Source organism: Janthinobacterium svalbardense, from assembly GCF_002327145.1.
Classification (GTDB): Bacteria; Pseudomonadota; Gammaproteobacteria; order Burkholderiales; family Burkholderiaceae_D; genus Janthinobacterium; species Janthinobacterium tructae.
On record NZ_CP023422.1, the window covers coordinates 4,703,311 to 4,715,758 of the forward strand.

13 protein-coding genes and 1 tRNA gene are annotated in these 12,448 nt (G+C 58.5%); all 14 read right to left on the minus strand.

Annotation, left to right across the window (positions count from 1 at the left end):
- Position 1 precedes the first annotated feature (1 nt).
- Entirely contained in the window at positions 2-2,086 is a 2,085-nt protein-coding gene (gene nuoL / locus CNX70_RS20805) for an NADH-quinone oxidoreductase subunit L (RefSeq protein ID WP_096236660.1), read from the minus strand.
- Positions 2,087-2,132: 46 nt separating this feature from the next.
- The gene (nuoK, locus tag CNX70_RS20810) at positions 2,133-2,441 is read right to left on the minus strand and encodes an NADH-quinone oxidoreductase subunit NuoK (RefSeq protein WP_010399724.1); all 309 of its coding nucleotides are present in this window, start codon (positions 2,439-2,441) and stop codon (positions 2,133-2,135) included.
- Positions 2,438-3,070 carry an NADH-quinone oxidoreductase subunit J gene (locus CNX70_RS20815; RefSeq protein ID WP_096236662.1) on the minus strand — a complete coding sequence of 211 codons (633 nt, stop codon included), beginning with the start codon at positions 3,068-3,070 and terminating at the stop codon, positions 2,438-2,440. The genes nuoK and CNX70_RS20815 overlap by 4 nt, the downstream gene beginning before the upstream one ends.
- A gap of 66 nt (positions 3,071-3,136) precedes the next feature.
- The gene (nuoI, locus tag CNX70_RS20820; protein ID WP_096236664.1) at positions 3,137-3,625 is read right to left on the minus strand and encodes an NADH-quinone oxidoreductase subunit NuoI; all 489 of its coding nucleotides are present in this window, start codon (positions 3,623-3,625) and stop codon (positions 3,137-3,139) included.
- Between the two features lie 14 nt (positions 3,626-3,639).
- A complete protein-coding gene (nuoH, locus tag CNX70_RS20825; protein ID WP_096236666.1) occupies positions 3,640-4,722 on the minus strand; it encodes an NADH-quinone oxidoreductase subunit NuoH in 1,083 nt (360 codons plus the stop codon).
- A complete protein-coding gene (nuoG, locus tag CNX70_RS20830; protein ID WP_096236668.1) occupies positions 4,722-7,055 on the minus strand; it encodes an NADH-quinone oxidoreductase subunit NuoG in 2,334 nt (777 codons plus the stop codon). Before nuoG ends, nuoH begins: the two co-directional genes overlap by 1 nt.
- Before the next feature lie 22 nt (positions 7,056-7,077).
- Positions 7,078-8,373, minus strand: a complete 1,296-nt coding sequence (gene nuoF, locus CNX70_RS20835) for an NADH-quinone oxidoreductase subunit NuoF (RefSeq protein WP_096236670.1) — start codon at positions 8,371-8,373, stop codon at positions 7,078-7,080.
- Positions 8,370-8,849 carry an NADH-quinone oxidoreductase subunit NuoE gene (gene nuoE / locus CNX70_RS20840; protein ID WP_071076360.1) on the minus strand — a complete coding sequence of 160 codons (480 nt, stop codon included), beginning with the start codon at positions 8,847-8,849 and terminating at the stop codon, positions 8,370-8,372. Before nuoE ends, nuoF begins: the two co-directional genes overlap by 4 nt.
- A 12-nt stretch (positions 8,850-8,861) precedes the next feature.
- Entirely contained in the window at positions 8,862-10,115 is a 1,254-nt protein-coding gene (locus CNX70_RS20845) for an NADH-quinone oxidoreductase subunit D (protein ID WP_010399731.1), read from the minus strand.
- Positions 10,115-10,708 (minus strand): NADH-quinone oxidoreductase subunit C, encoded by a 594-nt coding sequence (locus CNX70_RS20850; protein WP_096236672.1) that lies wholly within the window; start codon positions 10,706-10,708, stop codon positions 10,115-10,117. Before CNX70_RS20850 ends, CNX70_RS20845 begins: the two co-directional genes overlap by 1 nt.
- 17 nt (positions 10,709-10,725) lie before the next feature.
- Positions 10,726-11,202, minus strand: coding sequence for a NuoB/complex I 20 kDa subunit family protein (locus tag CNX70_RS20855; RefSeq protein ID WP_010399733.1), 477 nt, complete (start codon positions 11,200-11,202; stop codon positions 10,726-10,728).
- Positions 11,203-11,205: 3 nt separating this feature from the next.
- Positions 11,206-11,565 (minus strand): NADH-quinone oxidoreductase subunit A, encoded by a 360-nt coding sequence (locus CNX70_RS20860; RefSeq protein ID WP_071076971.1) that lies wholly within the window; start codon positions 11,563-11,565, stop codon positions 11,206-11,208.
- A 177-nt stretch (positions 11,566-11,742) separates the two neighbouring features.
- Positions 11,743-11,827: transfer RNA gene (locus CNX70_RS20865), tRNA-Leu, on the minus strand.
- Between the two features lie 212 nt (positions 11,828-12,039).
- A complete protein-coding gene (secG, locus tag CNX70_RS20870) occupies positions 12,040-12,444 on the minus strand; it encodes a preprotein translocase subunit SecG (protein ID WP_071076357.1) in 405 nt (134 codons plus the stop codon).
- Positions 12,445-12,448 lie beyond the last annotated feature (4 nt).

Genomic DNA, 12,448 nt, shown 5'->3' on the forward strand with positions numbered 1-12,448 from the left:
CTTACTTAGCGGGCCAGAATGGCAGGAAATAGATCAGGAAGCCCAGCACGCCCAGGATCATCACGAATGCATAGTGATAGATGTAGCCGGTCTGCAAGCCTCGCGACAGCGAGGACAGCCAGGCGACGACCTTGGCGCTGCCATTGACGACGAAACCGTCGATCAGCTTCTTGTCACCGAAGTTCCACAGGCCATTACCCAGCAAACGGGCACCGCCGGCGAACACGACTTCATTGAACTTGTCCAGGTAGTACTTGTTGTCGAGCAGGGTGTGGATCGCGTGGAACTTGGCAAAGAACCAGGCCGGTACACGCGGGTTGACCATGTAGCAGTAGTAGGCTGCCACCACGCCGGACAATGCCAGCCAGAACGGTGCCGTCGACAGGCCGTGGATCGCCATCGCCATTGCGCCGTGGAATTCATGCGACAACTCTTCCATTGCCGGATGGTTTTCGCCGACAAAAATCACGCCCTTGAAGAAATCGCCATGCAGCATCGGGCCGATCGTCAGGTAACCGATCAGCAGCGACGGGATCGCCAGCATCACCAGCGGGAACCACACGACGAATGGGGATTCATGCGGCTTCTGGCCAGGTTCCAGACCGTGGTGCGCGTGGTCGTCTTCGTCTTCTTCATCGTGCGCGTCCGAATCATGCTTGGCCGCAGGCGCGTGGTGGTCGTCATGGCCGTGCGCATGCGCCTGGCCGAAACGTTCCTTGCCGTGGAAGACCAGGAAATACATGCGGAACGAGTAGAAAGCAGTGACGAACACGCCAGCCAGCACGGCGAACTGGGCAAAGCCAGCACCCCAGATGTGCGTCGCTTCGACGGCTTCGATGATGCTGTCTTTCGAGTAGAAACCGGAGAACAGCGGCGTGCCGATCAGGGCCAGCGAACCGACCAGGGAAGTGATCCAGGTGATCGGCATGTACTTGCGCAGGCCGCCCATGTTGCGGATGTCCTGGTCGTGGTGCATGCCGATGATGACGGAACCGGCGCCCAGGAACAGCAGTGCCTTGAAGAAGGCGTGCGTCATCAGGTGGAACACGGCCACCGAGTACGCGGACGAACCCAGCGCGACGGTCATATAGCCAAGCTGCGACAGGGTCGAGTAAGCGACGACGCGCTTGATGTCGTTCTGGATGATGCCCAAAAAGCCCATGAACAGCGCCGTGATGGAACCGATCACCAGGATGAAGGACAGTGCCGTGTCGGACAGTTCGAACAGCGGCGACATGCGCGAGACCATGAAGATACCGGCCGTCACCATCGTCGCGGCGTGAATCAGTGCCGAGATCGGGGTAGGACCTTCCATCGAGTCAGGCAGCCACACGTGCAGCGGGAACTGCGCCGATTTGCCCATCGCGCCGATGAACAGGCAGATGCAGGCAACGGTCAGCAGGGCCCAGTCGGTACCTGGCAGTGTCAGGAGGGACAAGGCTTCCTTCTTGGCGAAGATTTCCTGGTAATCCAGCGATTGACCATACGCCAGCAGCAGGCCGATGCCCAGGATGAAGCCGAAGTCGCCCACGCGGTTGACCAGGAAAGCCTTCATGTTGGCCACGATGGCCGTCGGACGCTGGTACCAGAAACCGATCAGCAGGTAAGAGACCAGGCCCACGGCTTCCCAACCGAAGAACAGTTGCAGGAAGTTGTTGGCCATGACCAGCATCAGCATCGAGAACGTGAACAGCGAGATGTAGGCGAAGAAGCGGTTGTAGCCTTCGTCATCCTTCATGTAGCCGATCGTGTAGATGTGCACCATCAGGGAGACGAAGGTGACCACGCACATCATCATCGCCGACAGCGAATCGATCTGGAAGCCCACTTCCATCTTCAGGGTGCCGATCGTCATCCAGTTATAGATCGTGCCATTGAATGTCGCGCCATCCATCACTGCCAGCAGTGTCTGCACGGACAGGATGAACGCAATCAGTACGCCCAGGATCGTCGCGGTATGCGACGTCTTGCGTCCGACCAAATTACCCAGGAACTGGGTGCCAAGCAAACCTGCAATCGCGGCACCGGCCAGCGGCGCCAGCGGTACGGCAAGAAGGAGGTTAGGGTTGAGGAGTTGCCCCGCCATGATGAACCTTAATCGTTATTATTCGAGAGATCGAGTCTGAAAAACATCAGCCTTTGAGGCTGTCCAGGTCTTCGACGTTGATGGTATCCAGATTACGGAACATCACCACCAGAATAGCCAGACCGATAGCCGACTCAGCGGCGGCAACCGTCAGGATGAAGAAAACGAAGATCTGACCGGCCGCGTCGCCCATGAAATGGGAGAACGCGATGAAATTCATATTCACCGCCAGCAGCATCAATTCGATTGCCATCAGCAATACGATGATGTTCTTGCGGTTCAGGAAAATACCGACGATCGAGATTGCGAACAGGATCGCGCCCAGGACCAAAAAATGTGTGAGCGATAATGTCATGGTGCCTCCTTAACTTCCGGCTCAGCCGCAGGACGCTCGACCACCGCGTCCATCTTGATGATCTTCAGGCGGTCGTTGCGCTTGACGCGTACCGCATCGCCTGGAGCAAAATGCTTGGTGTCCTTGCGTTTGCGCAGGGTCAGTGCAACGGCGGCAACGATGGCCACCAGCAGCACGACGGCAGCGATCTCGAAGGCGAACACATATTTCGTGTAGATCAGCAGGCCCAGTTCCTTGGTGCCACCCAGGTTGACGTTCACCGGAGCAATGCTAGGCGTAAAGTTGCGGAAACCGTGCCACAGGACAGCGGCCATTTCCAGCACGATAATCACGCCCACCGTCACCGACAAAGGCAGGTAGCCCCAGAAACCTTCGCGCATGCGGTCGATATTGATATCGAGCATCATGACGACGAAGAGGAACAGCACCATCACGGCGCCGACATACACCAATACCAGCACGATGGCCAGGAATTCAGCTTGCAGCAGCATCCAGATGCCCGCTGCGGAAAAGAAGGACAGCACCAAAAACAGTACTGCGTGGACCGGATTACGGGCCGTGATGACGCGCGTCGCTGCCAGAATCAAGATCAGCGCGAAGGCGTAAAACAAAATTGTTTTAAAGTCCATAAAAAACCCAATAGACGTACAGATGAACGAGGGGCGCGCCGCAGCTTTGGGGCTGCGGCGCATCCATCAGCGATAAGGTGCGTCGGCGGCGCGCGCAGCGGCGATGTCATTTTCATAACGATCACCCACGGCCAGCAACATCTCTTTCGTGTAATACAAATCCCCGCGTTTCTCGCCGTGGTATTCCAGGATTTGCGTCTCGACGATCGAATCGACCGGGCAGGACTCTTCGCAGAAACCGCAGAAGATGCACTTGGTCAAGTCAATATCGTAACGCGTGGTGCGGCGCGAACCGTCGTCACGCTGTTCCGATTCGATCGTGATGGCCATCGCCGGGCAAACCGCTTCGCACAGTTTGCAGGCGATGCAACGTTCCTCGCCGTTCGGGTAGCGGCGCAGCGCGTGCAAGCCACGGAAACGCGGCGAGATCGGTGTCTTCTCTTCCGGGAATTGCACCGTGATCTTGCGCGAAAACATGTACTTGCCTGTCAACGCCATGCCCTTGATCAGCTCGCCCAACAACAGGCTGCTGAGGAAATCTTTTACCTTATCCATTCGTATGCACTCTCTTACTTCCAAATATTCCAGGATGTCTGCATCCAGGCAGCGACGAAGACCAGGTAGACCAGCGTCAACGGGATAAACACTTTCCAGCCGAGGCGCATGATCTGGTCATAACGGTAGCGTGGGAAAGTACCGCGTACCCAGATGAACACCGAGACGATGAAGAAGGTCTTGGCGAACAGCCAGAAGAAGCCGCCGAAACCACCCCAGAACTCGAGGAAGGCAAATGGTGCAGACCAGCCACCGAGGAACATGATCGCAGCCAGCGTGCCGATCAGGATCATGTTGGCGTATTCGGCCAGCATGAACATGGCGTAGGCCATGCCCGAGTACTCGACCATGTGGCCGGCAACGATTTCCGACTCGCCTTCGACGACGTCGAACGGGTGACGGTTGGCTTCAGCCAGGCCCGACACCAGGTAGATGACGAACATCGGCAGCAGCGGCAGCCAGTTCCACGACATGAAGTTCACGCCCTTGTCGGCGAAGTAGCCGATTTGCTGGCCGCCAACGATGTCGATGAAGTTCAGGCTGCCCGACACCATCAGCACGATGACCATCACGAAGCCCATCGGGATTTCATACGAAATCATCTGTGCCGAAGCGCGCATGGCGCCCATGAACGAGTACTTCGAGTTCGAGGCCCAGCCGGCGATGATGATGCCGTAGACTTCCATCGAGGTAATCGCCAGCAGCAGCAGCAAGCCCGCGTTGACGTTGGCCAGCACAGCTTCCGGACCGAACGGCACGACCGACCAGGCAGCCAGGGCCGGCATGATGGTCATGATCGGACCGATGACGAACAGGCCCTTGGCGGCCTTGGCCGGGATGATGATCTCTTTGAACAAGAGTTTCAGTGCATCGGCGATCGGTTGCAGCAAGCCCAAGGGGCCGACGCGGTTCGGGCCGACGCGGATCTGGATCCAGCCGATCAGCTTGCGCTCCCACAAGGTGGCGTAAGCAACCAGGCCCATCAGTGGCAACAGCACGCACAGGATCTTGATCAGGGTCCAGAAGAACGGCCAGGTACCGCCCAGCAAATCCTGGCCGGTACTGTTGATGACGTTTACAAATTCAGGCAGAGCCATCAGATTTTCCCCTCTGCTGTTTCAACTGTGATGTCACCGAACATGCCGCCCAGGCTAGCCGTCGAGGCATGCGCCGCCGACACTTTAACCACATTGGCTGGCAGGCCGGCATGGATTGCCGCCACCAGGATGGCGCTGCCGGAGCCTTGCGCCACTTTGACCTTGTCGCCCGCCTTGATGCCCAGCTTGCCAGCCAGTTCGGCGGACAAATGGGCTTGCGGCGCGGCGCCATCGACCGTGCGCAGCAGCGGTTCGGAGCGGCGTACCAGCGCGTCGGCGAAGTAGATCGGCACGTCGGCGATGCGTTGCAGCGCTGGCGAAGCCGGTGCGTAGCTTGCCGCTGCCGGTGCGTTCTTGGCGATGTTGTTCAGCTGTGCCGACAGGTCAAGCACGCCGGCACCAAACGCTTCGTCGCGGATCGCTTCGGAGGTGTCGTAGTCGAAACCGGCCAGGCCCAGGATGTTGCCCAGGACGCGCAGCACTTTCCAGGCTGGACGGGTATCGGCCAGCGGTTTCACGGTGCCGTTGAAGCTTTGCGCGCGGCCTTCGCAGTTGACGAAGGTGCCCGAGGTTTCAGCGAACGGGGCGATCGGCAGCAAGACGTCGGCGTAATCCATGCCGTGCTTGAAGGCGGACATGGCCACGACCATCTCGGCGCTGTCGAGCGCGGCGCGGGCAGCCTGTGGATTGGCGCTATCCAATTCCGGCTCGGCGTGCAGCAGCACGTAAGCTTTTTTCGGCACGGCAAACGCTGCTTGCACATTGGTGCGCGGCTTGGCGACCAGGTGCGCGCCTACCGTGTTGGCCGCTTCCGTCAGGTAACCGAGCTTGGCGCCCGTCTGTTCGGCGATCCATTGCGCGGCAGCATGCAGTTGCGACGCTTGCGGGTGTTGCGTTGCCGCGTTACCCAGCAGCACGGCGCCATGGTCGCCGGCCATCAGGCTGGCAGCGATGGCGACAGCCACGTCCGAAGCGACAATCGCTTCAAAACCGTTTGGTGCGGCGATTTCTTTCGCCTTAGCAACAGCGACGAGCACTTCCGACAAGGCCGCCAGCCAATCGCTTGGTGCCACGATCATCTTGTTGGCGATGCTGATCAATTGATCATCGTCAGAGGCGTGCAGGATCGACAGCTTGGCGCCGCCCTTGACGGACGCGCGCAAACGCGTGGCCAGCAAGGGGTGATCCTTGCGCAGGAACGAGCCGATGACGAAGGCGCGCTTGATCTGGCCAAATTCGCTGATCGGCATGCCCAGCCATGGTTTCACACTGGCGTCGAGTGCGAAGTCGGTCTGGCGCAGGCGGAAGTCGACGTTCTCGGAACCGAGGCCGTGGGCGACTTTTTGCAGCAGGACCAGCTCTTCGACCGTCGAATGCGGGGTGGCCAGCGCGGCGATGGCGTCAGCGCCATGCTCATGCTTGATGTTTTTCAAACCGTGCGCCACGTATTCCAGCGCGGTCTGCCAATCGACTTCTTTCCACTCGTTGCCTTGTTTCAGCATCGGGGAAGTCAGGCGTTCGGCACTGTCCAGCGCTTCGTACGAGAAACGGTCCTTGTCCGAGATCCAGCACTCGTTGACGGCTTCGTTTTCCAGCGGCAATACGCGCTTGACCTTGCCAGCTTTCACTTGCACGATCAGGTTGGTACCCAGGCCGTCATGCGGGCTGACCGATTTGCGGCGCGACAGTTCCCACGTACGGGCGCTGTAGCGGAACGGCTTCGAGGTCAGTGCGCCAACCGGGCACAGGTCGATCATGTTGCCCGACAGTTCGGAGTCGACCGTCTGGCCGACGAAGGACACGATTTCCGAGTGTTCGCCGCGGCCGATCATGCCCAGCTCCATCACGCCGGCCACTTCCTGGCCAAAGCGTACGCAGCGGGTGCACTGGATGCAGCGCGACATTTCCTGCATGGACACCAGCGGACCGGCTTCCTTCGGCTGCACCACGCGCTTGTCTTCCTTGTAGCGCGATTCGCTCTTGCCGTAGCCCACTGCCAAGTCTTGCAACTGGCATTCGCCGCCCTGATCGCAGATCGGGCAATCGAGCGGGTGGTTAATCAGCAAGAATTCCATGACCGACTTTTGCGCCTGCACAGCTTTATCGCTGGCGGAGCGCACGATCATGCCGGCACTGACCGGGGTCGCACAAGCGGGCAAAGGCTTAGGCGCCTTTTCCACTTCGACCAGGCACATGCGGCAGTTCGCTGCGATCGACAATTTCTTGTGATAGCAGAAGTGCGGAATGTAGGTTCCCAATTTGTTGGCGGCGTCCATCACCATGCTACCAGCAGGGACTTCGACTTTTTTGCCGTCTATTTCGATTTCAACCATGGTGATCGTTACCTGACGCAGCTTAGATATATGCGGGCACTAAGCAATGCTTGTGCTCGATATGATATTCAAATTCTTCACGGAAATTCTTAATGAAGGCCCGTACCGGCATGGCAGCCGCATCACCCAGCGCGCAGATGGTGCGGCCCTGGATGTTGTCGGCGATCGAGTTGAGCATGTCCAGGTCGTCTGGACGACCCTGCCCCTGCTCGATGCGGTGCACCATGCGGTACATCCAGCCTGTGCCTTCACGGCAAGGCGTACACTGGCCGCACGATTCTTCAAAGTAGAAGTAGGACAGGCGCTCCAGCGCCTTCACCATGCAGCGTGTTTCGTCCATCACGATGATGGCGCCCGAACCCAACATCGAACCGGCTTTCGCGATCGAGTCGTAGTCCAGGTCGGTCTGCATCATGATGTCGCCGCGGATCACCGGCGCGGACGAGCCGCCAGGGATCACGGCCTTGATCTTTTTGCCACCGCGCATGCCACCTGCCAGTTCCAGCAGTGTGGCGAACGGCGTGCCGAGCGGCACTTCGTAGTTGCCCGGCAATTCCACGTCGCCCGAGATCGAGAAGATCTTCGAACCGCCATTGTTCGGCTTGCCCATCGCCAGATATTTCTCTGGGCCGATGTTCAGCACGAATGGCACGGCCGCGAAGGTTTCCGTGTTGTTGATCGTCGTCGGCTTGCCGTACAGGCCAAACGAGGCAGGGAAAGGCGGCTTGAAGCGCGGCTGGCCTTTCTTGCCTTCCAGGGATTCCAGCAGGGCCGTTTCTTCGCCGCAGATGTAGGCGCCATAACCATGGTGCGCATGCAACTGGAACGAGAACTCGCTGCCCATGATCTTGTCACCCAGGAAACCGGCGGCGCGCGCCTCTTCCAGCGCTTCTTCGAAACGGGCGTACTCGGCCCAGATTTCGCCGTGGATATAGTTATAGCCGACGGTGATACCCATCGCATAAGCGCCAATGGCCATGCCTTCGATCAGCGCATGGGGATTGTAACGAATGATGTCGCGGTCCTTGAAAGTGCCCGGTTCGCCTTCATCTGTATTGCAGACGAGGTATTTTTGACCTGGGAACTGGCGCGGCATGAAGCTCCATTTCAAGCCGGTAGGGAAACCCGCGCCGCCACGGCCGCGCAAGGACGAAGCCTTGAGGTCGGCGATGATCTGTTCCGGCGTGATTTTCTCTTCCAGGATACGCCGCAGGGCGCTATAGCCGCCGCGGTTCACATAATCTTGCAAATGCCAGTTCTTGCCATCCAGATCCTTCAGGATCAATGGATCGATATGGCGGTTGTGGAGTGACGTCATTTCTTGAGTTCCTCCAGCATGGCGTCGATTTTCTCGTTCGACATCCAGCTGCACATGGTTTTATTACTGACCAGCAAGACCGGCGCATCGCCGCAAGCACCCATGCACTCGCCTTCAACCAGGGTGAACTGGCCGTCTGCGGTGGTTTCGCGGAAATCGATACCCAGTTTCTGCTTCAGGTACTCTGCAGCGCGCACGCCACCCGACAGCGCGCATGGCAGGTTGGTGCACACGGTGATCTTGTGCTTGCCCACGGGTTTCACGTTGTACATATTGTAGAACGTGGCCACTTCCTGCACGGCAATCGCCGGCATGCCGATGTAATCGGCCAGTTCCTTCATGGTGTCCGGCGCCAGCCAGCCCAGTTCATCCTGGGCGTGGGCCAGCGCGGCCATGACGGCCGACTGACGCTGGTCGGCCGGGTACTTGGCCAGCTCGCGGTCAATTTTCTTATAGCATTGCTCTGATAACAACATACTTTTTGCCTCTTAGCGGTCAATACTGCCGAACACGATATCTTGCGTCCCGATGATGGTCACGGCGTCGGCAAGCATGTGCCCACGCGCCATCTCGTCGAGCGACTGCAAGTGAGCGTAGTCTGGCGCGCGCAGTTTCATGCGGTACGGCTTGTTGGCGCCATCGGACACCAGGTACACGCCGAACTCGCCCTTCGGATGTTCCACGGCGCTGTAGGCCTCGCCTGGCGGTACGTGGAAACCTTCCGTGAACAGCTTGAAGTGGTGAATCAAGGACTCCATGTTGGTCTTCATGTCGACGCGGCCCGGAGGCGCCACCTTGCGGTTGCTGGTCATGACAGGACCTTCATTGTTGCGCAGCCACTCCACGCATTGCTTGATGATGCGGTTCGACTGGCGCAACTCTTCCACGCGGACCAGGTAACGGTCGTAGCAATCGCCGTTGGTGCCGATAGGAATGTCGAAATCCATCAGGTCGTACACTTCGTACGGCTGTTTCTTGCGCAAATCCCACTGCACACCCGAGCCGCGCAGCATGGCGCCCGTGAAGCCCATGGCCAGCGCATCTTCCGGCGAGACCACGCCGATGCCGACGGTACGCTGTTTCCAGATACGGTTGTCGGTCAGCAGCGTTTCGTACTCGTCCACGGAATTCGGGAAACGGCGCGCGAAGTCTTCGATGAAGTCCAGCAGGGAACCCTGGCGGTTTTCATTCAACTTGCTGATCGCCTTGGCGTTGCGGATGATCGAGGCCTTGTGCTGCGGCATCGCATCCGGCAAGTCGCGGTACACGCCGCCCGGACGGTAGTAAGCCGCGTGCATGCGCGCGCCCGAGACTGCCTCGTAGGCGTCGAACAAGTCTTCGCGGTCACGGAAGCAATACAGGAACGGACCCATGGCGCCGACGTCCAGCGCGTGGGTACCGAGCCACATCAGGTGATTCAGGATGCGCGTCATCTCGTCGAACATGACGCGGATGTATTGCGCGCGCAGCGGCACTTCCAGGCCCAGCATCTTTTCGATGGCCATCACGTACGCATGTTCATTGCACATCATCGACACATAGTCGAGACGGTCCATGTACGGCACGGATTGCAGGTAGGTCTTCTGTTCGGCCAGCTTTTCGGTAGCGCGGTGCAGCAGGCCGATATGCGGGTCGGCACGCTGGATGACTTCGCCATCCATCTCCAGCACCAGGCGCAGCACACCGTGCGCGGCCGGATGCTGTGGCCCAAAGTTCAGGGTGTAGTTCTTAATCTCAGCCATTATTTCATCCCGTAATGTTCTTCGCGGATCACGCGCGGCACGTTTTCCCGCGGCTCGATCGTCACGGGCTGGTAAATCACGCGCTTCTGTTCCGGATCGTAACGCATCTCGACATAGCCGGAGACGGGGAAATCCTTGCGGAACGGATGGCCGATGAAACCATAGTCGGTCAGCAGGCGGCGCAAGTCGTTGTGGCCTTCGAAGAGGATACCCAGCAGGTCGAACGCTTCGCGCTCATACCAGTTGACGGCACGCCAGATGTTCACCACGGACGGCAGCAACGGCATGTCATCGTCGGGCGCGAACACGCGCACGCGCACGCGCCAGTTGTGCTTGACCGACAGCAAGTGCGAGACGGCCGCGAAACGCAGGCCATCCCAGCTACCGTCGCCATAGGTCGAGTAGTCGACGCCGCACAGGTCGAGCATTTGCTCAAAATGCAGGGTCGGATCGTCGCGCAAGGTCTGCATCACGGCCAGGTAGTCCCCGGCCTTGACGACCAGGGTGACTTCGCCCAGTGCAACCGTGGTGCTAACGCGATCGCCCAGGGCAGTGCCGAGGGCGTTTTGCAATACTTCTAAATGTGTTGTCATAATCTGAAGCGGCCCGGTTAGCGTGCGATCGTGCTGGTACGCTTGATCTTGTTCTGCAACTGCATGATGCCGTACAGCAAGGCTTCAGCGGTCGGAGGACAGCCAGGCACATACACGTCGACGGGCACGATGCGGTCGCAACCGCGCACCACGGAATAGGAGTAATGGTAGTACCCGCCGCCATTGGCGCAGGAACCCATCGAGATGACCCAGCGTGGCTCTGCCATCTGGTCGTAGACCTTGCGCAGGGCCGGCGCCATCTTGTTGCACAGGGTGCCGGCAACGATCATGACGTCGGACTGACGCGGCGACGGACGAAACACGACGCCGAAACGGTCCATATCGTAGCGGGCTGCGCCCACATGCATCATTTCGACCGCACAGCAGGCCAGACCGAACGTCATCGGGAACATAGACCCGGTGCGCGCCCAGTTGATCAGCTTGTCGGCCGAGGTGGTGATGAAACCTTCGCTTAATACGCCTTCAATAGCCATGGCTTATTCCCAGTCAAGGGCACCTTTCTTCCAAATGTACCAAAATCCGACCACGAATTCAGCGATGAACACCATCATCGTGACGAAACCGGCCCAGCCCAGGTCGCGCATTGCAACGCCCCATGGGAAAAAGAATGCCGTTTCCAGATCGAACAAAATAAACAGGATTGCGACCAGATAGTAGCGCACATCAAATTTCATGCGCGCGTCTTCGAATGCTTCAAAGCCACATTCGTACGGGGAGAGTTTTGCTGCGTCAGGCTTGTGAGGGCCTAACAGGCGCCCCAGGAGCTGGGGAGCGATACCGACACCAAGGCCGATAATAATAAACAGCAGGACGGGGAAGTAATTTTCGAGGTTCACGATTGATAAGCTTATATTGAACGATCGGTTAAATGAGGACGCTGCGATCATTTGCAGCGTATCTAACGCACGACCCCAATCAAAGCTAAGACCAGGATCGAACGACACATCCTCGTAAAAAAAGCCAGCAACTTTGTACGAGCCATGGCTCGTGCGCCGTTGCTGGCTTCTGATTTCTGGTGCCGACGACGAGACTCGAACTCGTACAGCTTGCGCCACTACCCCCTCAAGATAGCGTGTCTACCAATTTCACCACGTCGGCGGTAAGGCCCGTATTCTACTCTGCTTTGCCGCTAAAGTTAATGCACAAATGCATCAAAACACAGATAAAAACGATAAATTTTTACATCTTCCAGCGCACCACGATTTTTTCCTGCTGCGCTGCCAAAACATTGAGCAATAATCTGCCCGTAATGAGAATTACTCTCGATGAGGTATCGCGCGAGTACTCATTGACTACTCAGTGACACTGAATTACTTCGGAATCGCGCCTGCCGGGGTGCTGGCAACAGGGGCTGCTGCCGCTGGGGCGCTGGCCGCTGGAGCCGCAGCAGGTACCGCCGTCGGGATCGCGCCCGCGCCGGTGACTGGCACTGGCTTGACGACTTTATCCATCACGCCGCCGCCCACCGTGGTGGCGCGCTGATTGGCCATCAGCGACAGGGCCAGGGTAGCGCCGAAGAAGATCGCGGCGGCAACGCCCGTCGATTTCGACATGAAGTTCGACGAACCCGTCGCACCGAACAGACTGCCCGAGGCGCCTGAACCAAACGCGGCACCCATGTCGGCGCCCTTGCCGTGCTGCAGCAACACCAGCGCGATAATCGATAATGCCGAAATAACCTGTACTACCACTACCAGATTGAACATCATGTTCATTGCA